Genomic DNA, 18292 nt, shown 5'->3' on the forward strand with positions numbered 1-18292 from the left:
CCAGCACCAGCGCGATCGCCAGGAACTCCGCCTGCAGCAGCATCCACACGCACGCGGCAGTGAAGAAGGCCAGCACCAGATACAGCGCCGCATAGACCGTGCTGCGCGCGGTGATCACGCGGAACGCAGCGAACAGCAGGATCGCCGAGAAGACGTAGAACAGTGCAGTTTCTATGGTCATGGTTGTCGTCCGCCGGCCTCGCAGCACGCGGGCCGTTGCTTACCGGTAGGCCGCATCGGCCTGCCGCGCGGCGGCAATGTCTTTTTCGTAGCGGTCCCCCACGGCCAGCAGCATGTCCTTGGTGAAATAAAGGTCGCCGCGTTTTTCGCCGTGGTATTCAAGGATGTGCGTCTCGACGATCGAATCGACCGGGCAGCTCTCTTCGCAGAACCCGCAGAAGATGCACTTGGTGAGGTCGATGTCGTAGCGCGTCGTGCGGCGCGAGCCGTCTTCGCGCACTTCGGATTCGATGGTGATGGCCAGCGCCGGGCAGACCGCCTCGCACAGCTTGCAGGCAATGCAGCGCTCCTCGCCGTTCTCGTACCGGCGCAGCGCGTGCAGGCCGCGAAAGCGCGGGCTGAGCGGCGTCTTTTCTTCCGGAAACTGGATCGTCATTTTGCGCTGCAGCGCATGGCGGCCCGTGAGCTTCATGCCCTTGAGCAGCTCGATGAGCAGAAAGGTGTTGAAGAACTCTTTGATGGAAGCGACGGCTGACATAAACGGCTCAATTCCAGATGTTCCACGGCGACTGGATCCACAGCCCCACGACGACCAGCCAGATCAGCGTGATCGGTATGAAGATCTTCCAGCCCAGCCGCATGATCTGGTCGTAGCGGAAGCGCGGGAAGGTGGCGCGTACCCACAGGAACATCGTCACGACGACGAAGGTTTTCAGGCCCAGCCAGATCCAGCCGGGAATCCAGTTCAGCACCGGGGCGTCGATGGGCGGCAGCCAGCCGCCGAGGAACATCACCGCGCCGAGCGTGGACACGAGCAGCATGTTGGCGTACTCGGCCAGGAAGAACATGGCGAAGCTCATGCCCGAGTACTCGACCATGTGCCCTGCGACGATCTCGGATTCGCCCTCGACCACGTCGAACGGGTGGCGGTTGGTCTCGGCGATGCCGGCGATCACGTAGACGATGAAGATCGGGAACAGCGGCAACCAGTTCCAGCTCAGGAAGTTGAGGCCCAGGCCGGCGAAGTAGCCCTCGTCCTGGCCGAGCACGATCTGGCTCATGTTCATGGAGCCGGAGACCATCAGCACGACCACCAGCGCGAAGCCCATCGCGATCTCGTAGCTGACCATCTGCGCCGAGGCGCGCAGCGCACCGAGGAAGGCGTACTTCGAGTTGGAGGCCCAGCCGGCGATGATGACGCCGTAGACCTCCATCGACATGATGGCCATGATGAACAGCAGGCCGGCGTTGATGTTGGCCAGCGCCACTTCGGGGCCGAAGGGGATCACCACCCAGGCGGCGAGCGCCGGCATGATGGTCATCACCGGGCCGAGGAAGAACAGCCGCTTGTTGGCGGCGGTCGGCACGATGATCTCCTTGAAGATCAGCTTGACCGCGTCGGCGATCGGCTGCAGCAGCCCGAGCGGGCCGACGCGGTTGGGGCCGATGCGGATCTGCGACCAGCCGATGGCCTTGCGCTCCCACAAGGTCAGGTAGGCCACGGCGATCATCAGCGGGAGCACCAGGCCGACGATCTTGATCAGGGTCCACACGACGGGCCAGGCCCCGCCGAGCAGGCCGCCGCCGAACTGATTGAAGCTGTCGATCATGTCGGCGGCCTCAGGCTTTCTCGACCGCGATGGCGCCGAACATCGGGCCGAGCACGGCGGTGGCCGGATGGCCGGCCGGCACGCGCACGCAGTTCGGGGCGAGGCTGGCGTCGTGATAGGCGGCGAGCTTCACGGAAGCGGTGCCCTGCTGAACGTGAACTGCCGCGCCTTCGGCAAGGCCGAGGTGCTGCCACAACGCGCTCGGCAGACCGGCCCGCGGCGGCCGCGCATCGGCCGTGGCCTGGAGCGGCGGAGAGCGGCGCAGGATCGCATCGGCGCTGTAGATCGGCACGTCGGCGATGCGCTCGAGCACGACCGGCTCGCGCGGGGTCTGCGCGCCGCCAGCGTCGACCCTCACCCCGGCCCTCTCCCGCAAGCGGGAGAGGGAGAGGGAAAGCGAGGACTCGCCGTCTGGCTCCCTCTCCCTTGTACTCGGGGGAGAGGGCTGGGTTGAGGGGGCGCCGGCCAAGCGAGCCGCAACCCCTGCCTCGTCGCCCAAGGCCTGCGCCTTGACCTCTTCCGATGTCTCGAAACCGAAACTCTCTAGCCCGAGCATCGTGCCCAGCACGCGCAGCACTTTCCAGGCCGGACGCGCATCGCCGCGCGGCTTGACCACGCCGTGGAAACTCTGCACCCTGCCCTCGGCATTGACGAAGGTGCCCGAGGTTTCGGTGAACGGTGCGATCGGCAGCAGCACGTCGGCGTGCTCGAAGTTCGCGGTCTTGAAGGCAGTCATCGCCACCACCATCTGCGCGCCGGCCAGGGCGGCGGCGGCCTGCGACGGATCGGCCGCGTCGAGCAGCGGCTCGGCGTTCAGCAGCACATAGGCCTTGAGCGGCTCGGCGAGCATCTGCGCAGCCGTCAGGCCGCCCTGCAGCGGCAGCGCGCCCACCAGTTGCGCGCCCACGCTGTTGGCCGCTTCGCCCAGGTAGCCGCAAGTTGCTCCGGTGTGCTCGGCAATGAAGCCGGCCAGCGCCAGCAGAGTCTCGGCCTCGGGGTGCTGCGCGGCGGCGTTGCCGATCAGCACCGCCTTGCGCTGACCGCCGAGCAGCGAGGCGGCAATGGCGCGCGCTTCTTCGCTGGTTTCAGATTCCATCGGCGCCGGCACTCGTTTGCCCGCCGCGACGGCGGCAGCCACACCGGCCAACGCGGCGACCCACTCGCTCGGCGCGGCGGTGACGTGCGCTGCCACCGGCATCAGCCAGTCGTCGGCCAGCGCATGCAGGCTGGTGATCTGCGCGCCGCGCTTGGTCGCCTGGCGCAGGCGCTGCGCGAAGAGCGGATGGTCCTTGCGCAGGAAGGAGCCGATCACGAAGGCGCGGTCCAGGGTGGAAAGCGACGCGATCGAAGTGCCGAGCCAGCGCACCGAGCCGGTACCCGTCGTGGACGGCTCGAGCGACGCATGACGAAGCCGGTGGTCGACGTTGTCCGAACCCAGCCCGCGCACCAACTTGCCGAGCAGGTGCAACTCCTCGACCGTGCTGTGCGCCGTGCCCAGCGCTCCAATGCTCTGCGGCCCGTGCTCGGCCACGATCTGCTTCAGGCCATTGGCGACGTACTCGAGCGCCGTCGTCCAGTCGCACTCCTGCCAGCGATTGCCCTGCTTGACCATCGGCGTGGTCAGGCGCTCGTCGGTGTTGAGCCCCTCGTAGGAGAAGCGGTCGCTGTCGGCGAGCCAGCATTCGTTGACCGCCTCGTTCTCCATCGGCAGCACCCGCATCACGCGCCCACCCTTGACCTGCACGATCAGGTTGCTGCCGGTGCTGTCGTGCGGGCTGATGCTCTTGCGGCGTGACAGCTCCCAGGTGCGGGCGCTGTAGCGAAAGGGCTTGCTGGTCAGCGCGCCGACCGGGCACAGGTCGATCATGTTGCCGGAGAGTTCGGAGTCGATGGTTTCGCCGCTCACCACCGTGATCTCGGCGTGCTCGCCGCGGTGGAGCATGCCGAGCTCCATCACGCCCGCGACTTCCTGGCCGAAGCGAACGCAGCGCGTGCAGTGGATGCAGCGCGTCATCTCCTCCATGCCGATCAGCGGGCCGACGTTCTTGCTCAGCACCACGCGCTTTTCTTCCTCGTAGCGCGAGGCCGACTTGCCGTAGCCGACCGCCAGATCCTGTAGCTGGCACTCGCCGCCCTGGTCGCAGATGGGGCAGTCGAGCGGGTGGTTGATGAGCAGGAACTCCATCACCGACTGCTGCGCCTTGAGCGCCTTCTCGCTCTGGGTGCGCACGATCATGCCCTGCGTCACCGGCGTGGCGCAGGCCGGCATGGGCTTGGGCGCCTTCTCGATATCGACCAGGCACATGCGGCAGTTGGCCGCGATGCTGAGTTTCTTGTGATAGCAGAAGTGCGGGATGTAGGTGCCCGCCTTGTCGGCGGCATGCATCACCATGCTGCCCTCAAGCACCTCGACCTTGCGGCCGTCGAGTTCGATTTCAACCATGGATGTTCTCCCTCTCCCTCTGGGAGAGGGTCGGGGTGAGGGCTGCGCCCGGTCCGACCAAACAGCGCTTGTGCTCGATGTGATGCACGAACTCCGCCCGAAAGTGCTTGATCATCGCCCGCACCGGCATCGCCGCCGCGTCGCCCAGCGCGCAGATGGTGCGGCCCTGGATGTTGTCGGCCACTGAATTGAGCAGGTCGATGTCTTCCATGCGACCCTTGCCATGCTCGATGCGATCGACCATGCGCCACAGCCAGCCGGTGCCTTCACGGCAGGGTGTGCATTGCCCGCAGCTTTCGTGCTGATAAAAGTAGGACAGGCGCAGCAGGCTCTTCACCATGCAACGTGTCTCGTCCATCACGATCACCGCGCCGGAACCTAGCATCGAGCCGGCCTTGGCGATGGCGTCGTAGTCCATCGTGGTGTCCATCATGACGGCCCCCGGCAGCACCGGGGCTGACGAGCCGCCGGGGATCACCGCCTTGAGGCCACGTCCGCCACGCACGCCGCCGGCCCGCTCGAGCAGCTTGGAGAACGGCGTGCCCATCGGCACCTCGTAGTTGCCCGGCCGCTCCACGTCGCCCACCATCGAGAACAGCTTGGTGCCGCCGTTGTTCGGCTTGCCGCACTCCAGGTAGGCCTGCCCGCCGTTGCGGATGAGCCAGGGCACCGCGGCGAAGGTTTCGGTGTTGTTGATCGTGGTCGGTTTGCCGTACAGGCCGTAGCTCGCGGGAAACGGCGGCTTGAAGCGCGGCTGGCCCTTCTTGCCTTCGAGCGATTCGAGCAGCGCGGTTTCTTCGCCGCAGATGTAGGCGCCGAAGCCGTGAAAGGCATGCAACTGGAAGCTGTGAGCCGAGCCCAGGATGTTCGCGCCCAGGTAGCCAGCCGCGCGCGCCTCGTCCAGGGCATCCTCGAAACGCTCGTACAAGCCGAAGATCTCGCCGTGGATGTAGTTGTAGCCGACCGTGATGCCCATCGCGTGAGCGGCGATGATCATTCCTTCGATGACGATGTGCGGGTTGTAGGCGAGGATGTCGCGGTCCTTGCAGGTGCCTGGCTCGCCTTCGTCGGAGTTGCACACCAGGTACTTCTGGCCGGGAAACTGGCGCGGCATGAAGCTCCACTTCAGACCGGTCGGAAAACCCGCACCACCGCGGCCGCGCAGGCCGGAGTTCTTGACCTCCGCGATCACCTGCTCGGGCGTCATCGGCGCGGCGCCGTCCCCGCCTTGCAGAATCTTCTTCAGCGCCTGATAGCCGCCGCGGGATTCGTAGTCCTTCAATCGCCAGTTGCTGCCGTCGAGGCCGGCGACGATCTGCGCGCCGATGTGGCGGCCGTGAAAGCAGGTTTCCCGCCCGTTGGCCTGGAACTTCGAGAGGTCGAGCATCGGTTGCGTCCTCACTTCGCAGACGCCTTCAGCGTGTCGAGCAGCTCGTCGAGCCGTGCCTCGCTCATGAAGCTGAGCATCTGCCGGTCGTTGACCAGCAGCACCGGGGCATCGGCGCAGGCGCCCAGGCACTCGCTCGGCTGCACCGTGAACACGCCGTCGGCCGTAGTCCCGTATGGCTCGACCCCGAGCCGGCCGCACACGTGGTCGAGTGCGGTCTGCCCGTCGCGCAACTGGCACGGCAGGTTGGTGCAGACGTTGAGCTTGAACTGCCCGACCGGCTGCTGGTTGTACATGTTGTAGAAGGTGGTGACCTCGTGCACTGCGATCGGCGCCATGCCCAGGTATGCAGCCACCGCGCGTTCGGCGTCCGCTGAGACGAAGCCCTGCTCCTGTTGCACGATCGACAGGCAGGCCATCACAGCAGACTGCTTCTGATCGGCCGGGTACTTGGCGACCTCGCGGGCGAAGCGCGCCGCCGTCTGTTCGCTCAGCATGAAATCAGTTGCGCTCATGGGTTGCGCGCTCATCGGTCAATCTCGCCGAAAACGATGTCCATCGTGCCGATCACTGCCACCGCGTCGGCAATCATGTGGCCGCGCGCCATCTCGTCGAGAGCCGCAAGGTGCGGGAAACCGGCCGCGCGGATCTTCAACCGGTAAGGCTTGTTGGCGCCGTCGCTGACGATGTAGATGCCGAACTCGCCTTTCGGATGCTCGACGGCCGCATAGGCCTCGCCTTCGGGAACGTGGAATCCCTCGGTAAAGAGCTTGAAGTGGTGGATCAGCTCTTCCATGTTGGACTTCATGTCCACACGACCGGGCGAGGCCACCTTGTGGTTGTCGGTGATCACCGGGCCCGGGTTGTCGCGCAGCCAGGCGATGCACTGCTGCACGATGCGGTTGGCCTGACGCATCTCCTCGATGCGCACCAGGTAGCGGTCGTAGGTGTCGCCGTTGACGCCGACCGGCACGTCGAAATCAATGCGGTCGTAGACCTCGTAGGGCTGGGTCTTGCGCAGGTCCCACGCCAGACCCGAGCCGCGCAGCATCGGACCGCTGAAGCCGAGGTTGAGCGCCCGCTCGGGCGTGACCACGCCGATGCCGACCGTGCGCTGTTTCCAGATGCGGTTGTCCGTGAGCAGCGTCTCGTACTCGTCGACGTACTTCGGAAAGCGCGCGCTGAAGTCGGCAATGAAGTCGAGCAGCGAACCCTGGCGGTTCTCGTTGAGCTGCGACATGACCCGCGCGTTGCGGACCTTCGACGGCTTGTACTGCGGCATGCTGTCGGGCAGGTCACGGTAAACGCCGCCGGGGCGGAAATAGGCGGCGTGCATGCGCGCACCGGAAACCGCCTCGTACATGTCGAACAGGTCTTCGCGCTCGCGGAAGCAGTAGATGAAGATGTTCATCGCGCCGCAATCCAGCCCGTGCGCGCCCAGCCACAGCAGGTGGTTGAGCAGGCGGGTCAGCTCGCTGAACATCACGCGGATGTACTGCGCGCGGATCGGCACCTCGATGCCCATGAGCTTTTCGATCGCCAGGCAGTAGGCGTGCTCGTTGCACATCATCGACACGTAGTCGAGCCGGTCCATGTAGGGCAGCGACTGGATGTAGGTGCGCGTCTCGGCGAGCTTTTCGGTTGCGCGGTGCAAGAGGCCGATGTGCGGGTCGGCGCGCTGGATCACTTCGCCGTCGAGCTCCAGGATCAGCCGCAACACCCCGTGTGCCGCGGGATGCTGGGGGCCGAAGTTCAGCGTGTAGTTCTTGATTTCGGCCATGACTACTGGAGACCACCGTAGTGGTCTTCACGAATGATGCGCGGGGTGATCTCGCGCGGCTCGATGGTCACCGGCTGGTAGATCACGCGCTTCTGTTCGGGGTCGTAGCGCATCTCGACATGGCCCGACACCGGAAAGTCCTTGCGGAAGGGGTGTCCGATGAAGCCGTAGTCGGTGAGGATGCGGCGCAGGTCGGCGTGGCCCTCGAAGACGATGCCGAACAGGTCGAACGCCTCGCGCTCGAACCAGTTCGCCGCGGCCCAAACGCCGTTCACCGACGCCACGATCGGCAGGTCGTCGTCGGGGCAAAACACCTTGACCCGCAGACGCCAGTTCTTGCTGACGGACAGCAGATGCAGCGCCACGCAATAGCGCGGGCCTTCGGCGTAGATCGAGGCGCCGCCGTCGCGGTAGGCGGAGTAGTCGAGGCCGCACACGTCCATCAGCTGCTCGAAAGCGAGCGCCGGATGGTCGCGCAACTGGGTACAGACCTCCAGGTAGTCGGCGGCCTTCACGGTAATGGTGATTTCGCCGTGATCGCGCACCAGCGAGTGGATGCGCGAGCTCAGCGCGGCCTCGAGCGCCGGCTGCAGCACGTCGAGCTTGTAGTCCAGAGGATTCGTCATCGGGATGCCGCTCAGCGTGCGATGGTGTGTTCGCGGCGAATCTTCGACTGCAGCTGCAGCACACCGTAGAGCAGCGCCTCGGCTGTCGGCGGACAGCCGGGCACGTACACGTCAACCGGCACGATGCGGTCGCAGCCCCTCACCACCGAATAGCTGTAGTGGTAGTAGCCGCCACCGTTGGCGCAGGAACCCATTGAAAGAACCCAGCGCGGCTCGGCCATCTGGTCATAGACCCGGCGCAGCGCCGGCGCCATCTTGTTGCACAAGGTGCCGGCCACGATCATCAGGTCGCTCTGGCGCGGGCTGGGACGAAAAAGCATGCCGAAGCGATCGATGTCGTAGCGCGCGGCACCGGCGTGCATCATTTCGACCGCGCAGCACGCCAGACCGAAGGTCATGGGCCACAGCGAGCCGGTCTTCGACCAGTTGATCAGCTTGTCGGCAGAGGTGGTGATGAACCCCTCCTTCAGAACGCCTTCGATGCCCATGTCAGTCCCCGTCCGTCATTCCCAGTCGAGCGCACCCTTTTTCCACTCGTAGACGAAGCCCACGACGAGGATGCCCAGAAAGATCATCATGGCCCAGAAGCCTGTGGGGCCGATCTCCTCCAGGGCGACAGCCCACGGGAAGAGAAAGGCGATTTCCAGGTCGAACAGGATGAACAGAATCGCGACCAGGTAATAGCGCACGTCGAACTGCATGCGGGCGTCTTCGAACGCCTCGAAGCCGCACTCGTAGGGCGCGTTCTTCGCCGCATCCGGACGGCGCGGGCCGAGGAGGAACCCAAGCACCTGCGGGGCGACTCCGACGGCCACACCGACGAGGATGAACAGGATCACCGGCAGGTAGGACTCGAGGTTCATGCTTTGATGGCAGTGGTTCGACAAGGCCGCGTGCAATGTGCAGGCGGCGTCGCTGGCAGCCGGCACCGGCCCGCCTGCATAAGCTGCGGCACACCCGCTTGCTTCGCATTGCTGTGAGGCGCTCGGTCTTGCCATGAGGCCGGACCGGCTCGCGCGAACGTTTGAGCTTGCTTGGTGCCGTCGGCGAGACTCGAACTCGCACAGCTTTCGCCACTACCCCCTCAAGATAGCGTGTCTACCAATTTCACCACGACGGCACTGCTGACTAATACTGACCTTCGCACCGACGAATCGATGCGCTTTGCTGTCCGGATTGCATGAGGTTTGGCTCACTGGACAGCCTGAAATTCTAGCTCGAAATACCGTGCGGGCCGGCATGCAAGCCACAGCGGTTTGCTGCTCGGCGGCGGTAAACGCCGACACACCGCTCTTGCGCGCCGCACAGCACGCGAGCGGCGCCTCACCGAGTGGGAATCTGCGCCGCGCCCGAGGCGGCAGAAGCCGGAACCTCCGGGACCGGCGACTCTGCCGACGCGGGAGCCGCAGGTGACGGAACGTCACTCGGTGCTACGCCGGGAATACCAGCCCCCGGAATGCTGGCACCGGCGCCCCCGGGCGCTGCTCGCTCGAGGATGCTGCCGCCTTGGCTGCCGCCGACAACGCCCGGAAGGTTGCCGAAATAGGCCAAGGCCAAGGTGCAGCAGAAGAACAAGGCAGCACAGACCGCCGTCGAGCGCGACAGAAAGTTTGCGCTGCCTGTGGCGCCGAAGAGGCTGCCCGAAGCGCCGCTGCCGAACGATGCGCCCATGTCCGCGCCCTTGCCGTGTTGGATCAGAACCAGGCCGATCATCACCAGCGCGGTGAGCATCTGCATCACCACCACGATCGTCAAAACCAATTGCATGTCGTCGACTCCGGAAAACTCGAGGTGCCAGGCGAGCCGCGCTTCAGCGCTGCGCCGCCCGGCAGATGGCTAGAAAATCAATTGCCTTCAGCGACGCGCCGCCGATCAGGCCGCCGTCGATATCGGGCTGTGCGAACAAGCTGGCTGCGTTGTCAGGCTTGACGCTGCCGCCGTAGAGCAGCTTCATGCTTGCCGCGTGTTCGGTGGCCGCATGGAGTTGCGCGCGCAACAGCGCGTGCACGGCCTGTGCCTGTTCGGGCGTCGCGGTCAGTCCGGTGCCGATGGCCCACACCGGCTCGTAGGCGACCATCATCTCGCTGGCGCAATGCGCGAGCGTGTGAATCACCGCCGAGAGCTGGCGCTTGACAACGGCGTCGGTCTGGCCCGCATCGCGCTCGGCCAAGGTTTCGCCGACGCAGACGATGGGCGTCACACCGCGCGCCAGCGCAGCCTGCGCCTTGTCGGCGACAAGCTGGTCGCTTTCGGCGTGCAACGCACGGCGTTCCGAGTGACCGACGATCGCGTAGCGGCAGCCGAAATCGGCCAACATCGCTGCCGATACCTCGCCGGTGTAGGCGCCCTGCTCGTGGGCCGAGCAGTCCTGAGCGCCCCAGGAGATGGCGCTGCGGGCGAGCCGCTCGGCCGTCTGCGCGAGATAGGGAAACGGTGCACAGACCGCCGCGTTGCAGGGCAGCGGGCCGGCCGACTTCAGGGCCTCGAGAAGTGCTTCGTTGACAGCGTGGCTGCCATGCATCTTCCAGTTGCCGACGACGAGCTGGCGGTGGGACTGTGGGTCGCTCATGAGCAATCGTCTTTCATCACCAGGTCAGCACGATCTTGCCGATGTGGCGGCTCGACTCCATCAGCGCATGGGCCTCGGCGGCCTGGGCTGCGGGAAAGGTCTTGAAGACGGTCGGCTTGATGCGGCCGGCTTCGAGCAGCGGCCAGACGTGCTTTCGCAGCGCTGCGGCGACGCTCGCCTTGTAGGCCGAGGTTCGCGGGCGCAGGGTCGAGCCGGTAATGGTCAGGCGCCGTCGGAGCACGGCGCCGGCGTCGATCTCGCCCTTCGTTCCGCCCTGCAACGCGATGATCGACAGCCGGCCGTCATCGGCCAGGCATTTCAGTTCGCGCGCCACGTAGGGGCCGGCCACCATGTCGAGAATCACATTGACGCCGCGGCCGTCCGTCAGGCGCTTGACCTCGGCAATGAAGTCCTGCGTCTTGTAGTTGATGGCGTGATCGGCGCCGAGCTTCACGCAGGCTGCGGCCTTCTCGTCGTCGCCAACGGTGACGATCACCGACGCGCCGAGCGCCTTGGCGATCTGGATCGCGGCAACACCAATGCCGCTGGAGCCGCCCTGCACCAGCAAGGTCTCGCCGGGCTGCAGTTGCGCACGGTCGAAGACGTTGATCCAGACGGTGAAGAAAGTTTCCGGCAGGCTCGCCGCCTCGATGTCGGATAAGCCCGAAGGCACCGGCAGACACTGCCCGATCGACGCTACACAGCGCTCGGCATAGCCGCCGCCGTGGGTGAGTGCGCAGACGCGGTCGCCCAGCGCGAGGCCTGCCGCCCGCAGCGCGTTGGCGTCACCGCCGACGATGCTTCCTGCCACCTCCAGCCCCGGAAGATCCGAAGCGCCAGGCGGCGGTGGATAGGCGCCGGAGCGTTGCAGCACGTCGGGTCGGTTCACACCCGATGCGGTCACCGCAATCAGCAGTTCGTCCGGGCCGGGCTGCGGCTCGGGGCGCTCGACCAGGCGCAGCACCTCAGGCCCGCCGGGCTCGGAAATCTCAATGGCTTGCATGGCGCGTCCTCCCTGGCTGCCGCACGGCTCGCGCCGCGTGGAGCGCAAAAAACTTCACTCGGAGAGGGGTCCGTTGCCGCCTTCGGACACCGGCGCGGTTTCGCCGCGCGGCTCGCCTTGCGGCTCGCTGCGGGGTTCGCGACGCGGGCGATCCCCACGCTCGCCACCTCGGCCGCCGCGATCGCGGTCACCGAAGTCACGGCGCGGCGGCCGGTCGTCCCGCTCGGGCATGCCTTCGGGCCGCTCGAGCAGCGCCTTCATCGACAGCTTGATGCGGCCCTTCTCGTCGGTCTCCAGCACCTTGACTTTCACCACCTGGCCTTCGCTCAGGAAATCGGTGACGTTCTCGACCCGCTCGTGGGCGATCTGGCTGATGTGCAGCAGGCCGTCCTTGCCGGGCAGGATGTTGACCAGCGCGCCGAAGTCCAAGATCTTGGTGATCGCGCCTTCGTAGACCCTGCCGATCTCGGCCTCGGCCGTGATCTCCTCGATGCGCTTCTTGGCCGCCATCGCCTTGTCGCCGTCGATCGACGCGATGGTGATGGTGCCGTCTTCCTCAATGTTGATTTGCGTGCCGGTTTCCTCGGTCAGCGCGCGGATGGTCGCACCGCCCTTGCCGATCACGTCGCGGATCTTCTCGGGGTTGATTTTCATGATGTACAGGCGCGGCGCGAATTCCGAGACCTCGGTCTTCGCACCCTGCACCACCTCGACCATCGCGCCCAGGATGTGCAGCCGCGCTTCCTTGGCCTGCGCCAGGGCGACCTGCATGATCTCCTTGGTGATGCCCTGGATCTTGATGTCCATCTGCAGCGCGGTGATGCCGGTCGTGGTGCCCGCCACCTTGAAGTCCATGTCGCCCAGATGATCCTCGTCGCCGAGGATGTCGGTCAGCACCGCGAAGCGGTTGCCGTCCTTGATCAGGCCCATGGCGATGCCGGCCACGTGCGCCTTGAGCGGCACGCCGGCGTCCATGAGAGCCAGGCAGCCGCCGCACACCGAGGCCATCGACGAGGAACCGTTGGACTCGGTGATCTCCGAGACGACGCGGATCGCGTAGGCGAACTCGTCCTTCTTCGGCAGCACCGGAATCAGCGCGCGCTTGGCGAGTCGCCCGTGGCCGATCTCGCGGCGCTTGGGCGTGCCGACGCGGCCGGTCTCGCCGGTCGCGAAGGGGGGCATGTTGTAGTGAAACATGAAGCGGTCTTCGAACTCGCCGGCCAGCGCGTCGATGCGCTGCGCGTCGCGCTCCGTGCCGAGCGTGGCCACCACCAGCGCCTGGGTCTCGCCGCGGGTGAACAGCGCCGAGCCGTGGGTGCGCGGCAGCAGGCCGGTGCGGATCTCGATCGGGCGCACGGTGCGCGTGTCGCGGCCGTCGATGCGCGGCTCGCCGCCGAGGATCTGGCTGCGGACGATCTTGGCTTCGATGTCGAATAGCAGGTTCTCGACCTTGACTTTGTCGACCGCCGAGCCTTCAGAAGCCAGCGCGGCCAGCACTTCGGCATAGGCGGCGCGGGTGGCTTGCGTGCGGTCCTGCTTGGAGCGGATCTGGTAGGCGGCGCGGATCTTCTCTTCGGCCAAGCCGTTCACCCGGGCGATGAAGGGCTCGTCCTTGGCCGGCGCTTCCCACTGCCACTCGGGCTTGCCGGCTTCGCGCACCAGCTCGTTGATGGCGCGCACTGCGATGTTGCCCTGCTCATGGCCGAACACCACGCCGCCGAGCATCACGTCTTCGGGCAACTGGTCCGCTTCGGACTCGACCATCAGCACGGCGGCTTCGGTGCCGGCGACGATGAGGTCGAGCTTGGACTCGGTCATCTGCGTCTTGGTCGGGTTGAGCACGTACTTGCCGTTGATGTAGCCCACCCGCGCGGCGCCGATCGGGCCGTTGAACGGGATGCCCGAGATCGCCAGCGCGGCGCTCGAAGCGATCAGCGCGGCGATGTCAGCCTGCACCTCGGGGTTGAGCGAGAGCACGTGCACGACGATCTGCACCTCGTTGTAGAAGCCCTCGGGGAACAGCGGACGCACCGGCCGGTCGATCAGGCGACAAGTCAGCGTCTCGAGCTCGCTCGGGCGGCCTTCGCGCTTGAAGAAGCTGCCCGGAATCTTGCCCGCGGCATAGGTCTTCTCGATGTAGTCCACCGTGAGCGGGAAGAAGTCCTGCCCCGGCTTGGCGTTCTTGGCGGCCACCACGGTGGCAAGCACCACGGTGTCGTCGATGTCGACCAGCACCGCGCCGCCCGACTGGCGGGCAATTTCGCCGGTTTCCATGGTGACCTGGTGCTGGCCCCATTGGAAGGTCTTGGTGATCTTGTTGAAGATGCTCATGGTGTCTCCTGGATGCGTCGGGCGCCGTGGGTCGCGCCTGTCACCGGGAGCGGCAGCCTTCGAGCCGGATGCCATTCCAGCGAGACTGCAAACCAGCCCCTTTGGAATGACACATCGCAGCCGCTGCTCGCTCCCCCTTGCTTTCGCTCAGCCGAAACGACAAGAGCCTGCGCTGGACATCCCAGACAGGCTCTTCCCGCAACATGCCGGCCTACTTGCGCAGGCCGAGCTTCTGGATCAACGCCGTGTAGCGATCGGCGTCCTTGGCCTTCAGATAGTCGAGCAGCTTGCGACGGCGGCTCACCATGCGCAGCAGGCCGCGACGACCGTGATGGTCCTTGGCGTGGGTCTTGAAGTGGGGGGTGAGTTCGTTGATGCGCGCGGTGAGCAGCGCCACTTGAACTTCGGGAGAGCCGGTGTCCGCGGGGCCGCGGGCATTGGACTGGACGATCTCTGCGGTATTGGCGAGGGCCATTGCGTTTCCTGATTGCGATGAAACCGCTGGCGTTCGCAAAAAAGAATGGCGTGCCGCGGTTTCGGTTTTCACTTGCGGTCACGGGTGAAACCGACCCATGCCGTGCTTGACTTCCGAGCCTGCATACAGGCGCAGAAGCTGCGGATTATAGGGTGTGGTGCTTGCCCGCCCCAGGGTTCCCGGGCAGCCCCGCCAAGCCGCTTGTCCGCACTCGCGCGGCCATGCCGCGGATTGCGTCTGTCCTTCTCATCAGGCCGCCATCGCCCCCGCCGTCGCGAGCGGCCAGCGGGGTTGCACGTCGAAGACGTAATCGCTGCGCGCGGTTTCGATGCCGGCGTCGAGCCGCATTGCGGCAGCCAGGGCGATCATCGCGCCGTTGTCGGTGCACAGTGCCAGCTCGGGGTAGTGCACGCGCAAGCCGCGCCTGGCACAGGCGGCGTCGAGCTGCTCGCGCAGCAGGGCGTTGGCGCCGACGCCGCCGGCGACCACCAGCCGCTCCAACCCGGTCGCCTTCAAGGCGGCCAGCGATTTCTTCACCAGCACTTCGACGATGGCCGCCTGCGTGGCTGCGGCGAGATCGGCCTTCCACTGATCGCAGGGGCTGTCGGCCAGCTTCAAGGCCCGGGTGCGCACGGCAGTCTTGAGGCCGGCAAAGGAAAAATCGAGGTTGCCGCTGTGCAGCAGCGGCCGCGGCAGCACATGGGCGTCGGCATCGCCGAACTCGGCCAAGCGCGCGAGCGCCGGCCCGCCCGGATAGCCCAGGCCGAGCAGCTTGGCCGACTTGTCGAAGGCCTCGCCGGCCGCGTCGTCGATGGTCTCGCCGAGCAAGCAGTAGTCGCCGACGCCGTCCACGCGCATGAGCTGCGTGTGGCCGCCCGACACCAGCAGCGCGACGAATGGAAACGCCGGCGGGTCGGCCGAGAGAAAGGGCGAAAGCAGATGCCCCTCCAGGTGATGCACACCGAGCACCGGCTTGCCGAGCGCCGCAGCCAGCGAACAGGCAACCGCACTGCCCACGAGCAACGCGCCGGCCAAGCCCGGCCCGCGGGTGTAGGCCACCACATCGATGTCGGCGAGCTCTCGCCCTGCTTCAGTCAGCACCTGTCGCGTCAAGGGCAGCGCGCGGCGGATGTGATCGCGCGAGGCCAGCTCGGGCACGACGCCGCCGTAGGCAGCATGCATCGCCACCTGGCTGTGCAGCGCGTGCGACAGCAGGCGCGGTGTCGCGGTGGCGCCGGTTTCGACCAGGGCCACGCCGGTTTCGTCGCAAGAGGATTCGAAGCCGAGGATGAGCATGCGGCCAGTGTAGTGAGCGACCGCTCGTGGCCTTGCGGCGCGTGCTTTCATGAGCTCAGGGCCCGGCCATGCATCTGCTGACGCACGCAGTGTGGTGAATTTCACGAATCGCGGGCCAGCCCGACTTGGACTTGTCGCGTGGCCTCGTTACCCTGAACCTAAGCGGCAGTCAAGCCGCGCACCACACGTTGGGACCATGAAACAGTACAAGCTTTGCGCTTGGCCGGATCTGTCGGCGCCGTTCCACCGCACCGCCTACCGCCGCATGCTGCACCAGATGTCGCAGCGCTATGTGTCGGTGCCGCAGCTCATGCACGAAAGCGGGCTGGCGCGCAGCGCGGTGGTGCAGTTCCTCGAATCGCTGGCTGAACGCGCCCTGCTCGTCGATCGCGAGCATGGCGCCCCCGACTCCATGTTCGGCAACCTCCGCCCGATCGCCTGGCTGCGTCGCACTTTCAGCGCCGAAGACCGGCTCTGAGCGGCTGACCCGCTGTCCGCGAAGCCCGCCGTGCGCGGGCTTTTTCATGCCCGCATCAAACGCTGGCGCGCTCCTTGCACCGGTTGCGGCATGTCGTCCCCCGAGTCGCTGCGCATCGTCGTCGTCGCCCCGCCCACGCTCCACCCCGGATCGCCAGACGCCGCCGCGCTCGACGAGGCTGAGCGCTCGCGCAACCTGCGCATCGGCCTGCTGGCCAGCGGCCACAACATCGTCGCGGTGCTGCCGGCGGACGGTTTCCTGCCGGAGCGCATCGCGCAAATCCAGCCCGACATGATCATCGTCGACGCGCAGAGCGAGTCGCGCGACACGCTCGAGCATGTGGTGATGTCCACCCGCGACCAGCGCCGCGCCATCGTCCTGTTCACCGACGACGCTGACACCAGCGGTGTCGGCGATGCCATTGCGGCCGGCGTGAGCGCCTATGTGGTGGCCGGCTTGGCGCCGGAGCGCATCAAACCGGTGCTCGACGTGGCGATGGCGCGCTTTCGCCATGAACAGGTGCTGCGCAGCGAACTCGCCGACGCGCGCAGCCAGCTCAGCGATCGCAAGCTGATAGAACGCGCCAAGGGGCTGTTGATGTCGCGTCAGGGCCTGAGCGAGGACGAGGCCTACGCACGGCTGCGCCGCAGCGCGATGGATCGCGGCCTGCGCCTGGGCGAAGTGGCACAGCGCCTGCTCGACGTGGCCGACATGCTGGCCTGAACTCGCCCGTGCTGCGGGCCGCAGCAACTATTGACGACACAGGCAGCTGGGAGCGGCGATCTTTGCGGCATAGGTCTTCCAGCGCGCGTTACGCGCGGCAACTTCGTGCCGCGTCGCAAACGCATCGCGAAACGGTCGCATTGGCACGCGCCTTGCGGAAGAGTGGCCGGGGATCAACGGCGATCCCCGTCGCGGTGCGCAACGAGCGCGCGCCGCACCAGACGATGGCGTCTTCACTGTCCTGCGCTTTTGGCGTGGGCCCGTGACGGCGCCTTTTTCTTTGCCTGTTCTCTTTTTTCAAGACTGCGTACTGCCATGCCCAACCACCCTTGCACCCCCACCGATCCACGCGGTCTGCTCCGCCGCCGCACCGTCCTGAAGGCCGCCGCCGGCGCCAGCCTGCCCGGCCTCTCCACAGCAGTGTGGGCCGCCGGCTCCGACAAGCCCGAGAAGGAGGAAGTGCGCATCGGCTTCATCCCGCTGACCGACTGCGCCTCCGTCGTGATGGCCTCGGTGCTCGGCTTCGACAAGAAGTACGGCGTGAAGATCATCCCGACCAAGGAAGCCTCCTGGGCCGGTGTGCGCGACAAGCTGGTCAACGGCGAGCTCGACATGGCGCACGTGCTCTACGGCCTGATCTATGGCGTGCATCTGGGCGTCGGCGGCCCGAAGAAGGACATGGCCGTTCTGATGAGCCTGAACAACAACGGCCAGGCGATCACGCTGTCGAAGGCGTTGGCCGACAAGGGTGCGGTCGACGGACCGTCGCTCGCCAAGCAGATGGCGAAAGACAAGCGCGAGTACACCTTCGCCGGCACCTTTCCCACCGGCACGCACGCAATGTGGCTGTATTACTGGCTGGCTGCATCAGGAATCGATCCGTTCAAGGACGCCAAGGTCATCACCGTGCCGCCGCCGCAGATGGTGGCGAACATGCGGGTGGGCAACATGGACGGGTTTTGCGTGGGCGAGCCCTGGGGCCACCGTGCGATCGTCGACGGCATCGGCGTCACCGCGATCACCACGCAAGACATCTGGCGCGACCACCCCGAGAAGACGCTCGGCACCACCGGCGAGTTCGTCAAGAACCACCCGAACACCTGCCGCGCCGTGATGATGGCCATCCTGGAGGCCGGCCGGTGGATCGATGCGAGCCTGCAGAACAAGGTCAAGATGGCCGAGACGGTGGCGCAGAAGTCCTACATCAACACCGGCGTGGACGCGATCAACCAGCGCATCCTCGGGCGCTACCAGAACGGCATGGGCAAGAGCTGGGACGACCCGAACCACATGAAGTTCTTCAACGACGGCGCGGTGAACTTTCCCTACCTCAGCGACGGCATGTGGTTCCTGACCCAGCACAAGCGCTGGGGTCTGCTCAAGGAACACCC

General features: G+C 66.2%; 19 protein-coding genes and 1 tRNA gene. 3 read left to right on the forward strand and 17 right to left on the reverse strand.

All coding sequences use genetic code 11. The annotated features are described in order from the left end of the window. The 17 genes from H0W40_RS14485 to tsaD all read right to left on the reverse strand — a co-directional run. A partial coding sequence (locus H0W40_RS14485; protein ID WP_292447408.1) for an NADH-quinone oxidoreductase subunit J occupies nucleotides 1–181 on the reverse strand: 181 nt, incomplete at its 3' end. A gap of 39 nt (nucleotides 182–220) precedes the next feature. Further along, entirely contained in the window at nucleotides 221–718 is a 498-nt protein-coding gene (gene nuoI, locus H0W40_RS14490; protein WP_292447410.1) for an NADH-quinone oxidoreductase subunit NuoI, read from the reverse strand. A 7-nt stretch (nucleotides 719–725) separates the two neighbouring features. After that, complete coding sequence (gene nuoH, locus H0W40_RS14495) at nucleotides 726–1790, reverse strand: NADH-quinone oxidoreductase subunit NuoH (protein ID WP_292447412.1); 1065 nt, start codon at nucleotides 1788–1790, stop codon at nucleotides 726–728. Nucleotides 1791–1800: 10 nt separating this feature from the next. Then, nucleotides 1801–4233, reverse strand: coding sequence for an NADH-quinone oxidoreductase subunit NuoG (nuoG, locus tag H0W40_RS14500; RefSeq protein WP_292447414.1), 2433 nt, complete (start codon nucleotides 4231–4233; stop codon nucleotides 1801–1803). Beyond that, nucleotides 4226–5620 carry an NADH-quinone oxidoreductase subunit NuoF gene (gene nuoF, locus H0W40_RS14505; protein WP_292447417.1) on the reverse strand — a complete coding sequence of 465 codons (1395 nt, stop codon included), beginning with the start codon at nucleotides 5618–5620 and terminating at the stop codon, nucleotides 4226–4228. The genes nuoG and nuoF overlap by 8 nt, the downstream gene beginning before the upstream one ends. 11 nt (nucleotides 5621–5631) lie before the next feature. Then, nucleotides 5632–6117 carry an NAD(P)H-dependent oxidoreductase subunit E gene (gene nuoE, locus H0W40_RS14510; RefSeq protein WP_292447446.1) on the reverse strand — a complete coding sequence of 162 codons (486 nt, stop codon included), beginning with the start codon at nucleotides 6115–6117 and terminating at the stop codon, nucleotides 5632–5634. Between the two features lie 29 nt (nucleotides 6118–6146). Further along, the gene (locus H0W40_RS14515; RefSeq protein ID WP_292447419.1) at nucleotides 6147–7400 is read right to left on the reverse strand and encodes an NADH-quinone oxidoreductase subunit D; all 1254 of its coding nucleotides are present in this window, start codon (nucleotides 7398–7400) and stop codon (nucleotides 6147–6149) included. 2 nt (nucleotides 7401–7402) lie between these two features. Beyond that, complete coding sequence (locus tag H0W40_RS14520) at nucleotides 7403–8014, reverse strand: NADH-quinone oxidoreductase subunit C (RefSeq protein ID WP_292447448.1); 612 nt, start codon at nucleotides 8012–8014, stop codon at nucleotides 7403–7405. A 23-nt stretch (nucleotides 8015–8037) separates the two neighbouring features. Continuing rightward, nucleotides 8038–8514 (reverse strand): NADH-quinone oxidoreductase subunit B family protein, encoded by a 477-nt coding sequence (locus H0W40_RS14525; protein ID WP_292447422.1) that lies wholly within the window; start codon nucleotides 8512–8514, stop codon nucleotides 8038–8040. A gap of 15 nt (nucleotides 8515–8529) precedes the next feature. Next, nucleotides 8530–8889, reverse strand: a complete 360-nt coding sequence (locus H0W40_RS14530; RefSeq protein WP_292447423.1) for an NADH-quinone oxidoreductase subunit A — start codon at nucleotides 8887–8889, stop codon at nucleotides 8530–8532. Between the two features lie 172 nt (nucleotides 8890–9061). Continuing rightward, nucleotides 9062–9146 (reverse strand) — tRNA-Leu (locus tag H0W40_RS14535). Between the two features lie 203 nt (nucleotides 9147–9349). Then, a complete protein-coding gene (gene secG / locus H0W40_RS14540) occupies nucleotides 9350–9793 on the reverse strand; it encodes a preprotein translocase subunit SecG (protein WP_292447426.1) in 444 nt (147 codons plus the stop codon). A gap of 43 nt (nucleotides 9794–9836) precedes the next feature. Continuing rightward, on the reverse strand, nucleotides 9837–10595 hold the full coding sequence (tpiA, locus tag H0W40_RS14545) for a triose-phosphate isomerase (protein WP_292447428.1): 759 nt from the start codon (nucleotides 10593–10595) through the stop codon (nucleotides 9837–9839). Between the two features lie 16 nt (nucleotides 10596–10611). Then, a complete protein-coding gene (locus H0W40_RS14550; RefSeq protein WP_292447430.1) occupies nucleotides 10612–11598 on the reverse strand; it encodes an NAD(P)H-quinone oxidoreductase in 987 nt (328 codons plus the stop codon). A gap of 54 nt (nucleotides 11599–11652) precedes the next feature. Then, nucleotides 11653–13929: a polyribonucleotide nucleotidyltransferase gene (pnp, locus tag H0W40_RS14555; RefSeq protein WP_292447432.1), complete on the reverse strand. Its 2277-nt coding sequence runs from the start codon at nucleotides 13927–13929 to the stop codon at nucleotides 11653–11655. A 211-nt stretch (nucleotides 13930–14140) separates the two neighbouring features. Then, a complete protein-coding gene (gene rpsO / locus H0W40_RS14560; RefSeq protein WP_292447434.1) occupies nucleotides 14141–14404 on the reverse strand; it encodes a 30S ribosomal protein S15 in 264 nt (87 codons plus the stop codon). A 249-nt stretch (nucleotides 14405–14653) separates the two neighbouring features. Further along, nucleotides 14654–15700 carry a tRNA (adenosine(37)-N6)-threonylcarbamoyltransferase complex transferase subunit TsaD gene (tsaD, locus tag H0W40_RS14565; RefSeq protein ID WP_292447437.1) on the reverse strand — a complete coding sequence of 349 codons (1047 nt, stop codon included), beginning with the start codon at nucleotides 15698–15700 and terminating at the stop codon, nucleotides 14654–14656. Between the two features lie 196 nt (nucleotides 15701–15896). Between tsaD and H0W40_RS14570 the strand changes: the two genes are divergently transcribed. The 3 genes from H0W40_RS14570 to H0W40_RS14580 all read left to right on the forward strand — a co-directional run. After that, complete coding sequence (locus tag H0W40_RS14570; protein ID WP_292447440.1) at nucleotides 15897–16178, forward strand: hypothetical protein; 282 nt, start codon at nucleotides 15897–15899, stop codon at nucleotides 16176–16178. 90 nt (nucleotides 16179–16268) lie between these two features. Beyond that, nucleotides 16269–16901: an ANTAR domain-containing response regulator gene (locus H0W40_RS14575; protein ID WP_292447442.1), complete on the forward strand. Its 633-nt coding sequence runs from the start codon at nucleotides 16269–16271 to the stop codon at nucleotides 16899–16901. Between the two features lie 315 nt (nucleotides 16902–17216). Continuing rightward, a partial coding sequence (locus tag H0W40_RS14580; RefSeq protein ID WP_292447445.1) for a CmpA/NrtA family ABC transporter substrate-binding protein occupies nucleotides 17217–18292 on the forward strand: 1076 nt, incomplete at its 3' end.

Source organism: Methylibium sp. (assembly GCF_013817345.1).
Lineage (GTDB): Bacteria > Pseudomonadota > Gammaproteobacteria > Burkholderiales > Burkholderiaceae_C > Methylibium.

Bases quoted from the DNA above. Each gene is read 5' to 3' on its own strand.
- nuoI (WP_292447410.1), bottom strand. From the start codon at position 718: ATGTCAGCCGTCGCTTCCATCAAAGAGTTCTTCAACACCTTTCTGCTC.
- nuoH (WP_292447412.1), bottom strand. From the start codon at position 1,790: ATGATCGACAGCTTCAATCAGTTCGGCGGCGGCCTGCTCGGCGGGGCC.
- nuoG (WP_292447414.1), bottom strand. From the start codon at position 4,233: ATGGTTGAAATCGAACTCGACGGCCGCAAGGTCGAGGTGCTTGAGGGC.
- nuoF (WP_292447417.1), bottom strand. From the start codon at position 5,620: ATGCTCGACCTCTCGAAGTTCCAGGCCAACGGGCGGGAAACCTGCTTT.
- nuoE (WP_292447446.1), bottom strand. From the start codon at position 6,117: ATGCTGAGCGAACAGACGGCGGCGCGCTTCGCCCGCGAGGTCGCCAAG.
- H0W40_RS14515 (WP_292447419.1), bottom strand. From the start codon at position 7,400: ATGGCCGAAATCAAGAACTACACGCTGAACTTCGGCCCCCAGCATCCC.
- H0W40_RS14525 (WP_292447422.1), bottom strand. From the start codon at position 8,514: ATGGGCATCGAAGGCGTTCTGAAGGAGGGGTTCATCACCACCTCTGCC.
- H0W40_RS14530 (WP_292447423.1), bottom strand. From the start codon at position 8,889: ATGAACCTCGAGTCCTACCTGCCGGTGATCCTGTTCATCCTCGTCGGT.
- secG (WP_292447426.1), bottom strand. From the start codon at position 9,793: ATGCAATTGGTTTTGACGATCGTGGTGGTGATGCAGATGCTCACCGCG.
- tpiA (WP_292447428.1), bottom strand. From the start codon at position 10,595: ATGAGCGACCCACAGTCCCACCGCCAGCTCGTCGTCGGCAACTGGAAG.
- H0W40_RS14550 (WP_292447430.1), bottom strand. From the start codon at position 11,598: ATGCAAGCCATTGAGATTTCCGAGCCCGGCGGGCCTGAGGTGCTGCGC.
- pnp (WP_292447432.1), bottom strand. From the start codon at position 13,929: ATGAGCATCTTCAACAAGATCACCAAGACCTTCCAATGGGGCCAGCAC.
- rpsO (WP_292447434.1), bottom strand. From the start codon at position 14,404: ATGGCCCTCGCCAATACCGCAGAGATCGTCCAGTCCAATGCCCGCGGC.
- tsaD (WP_292447437.1), bottom strand. From the start codon at position 15,700: ATGCTCATCCTCGGCTTCGAATCCTCTTGCGACGAAACCGGCGTGGCC.
- H0W40_RS14570 (WP_292447440.1), top strand. From the start codon at position 15,897: ATGAAACAGTACAAGCTTTGCGCTTGGCCGGATCTGTCGGCGCCGTTC.
- H0W40_RS14575 (WP_292447442.1), top strand. From the start codon at position 16,269: ATGTCGTCCCCCGAGTCGCTGCGCATCGTCGTCGTCGCCCCGCCCACG.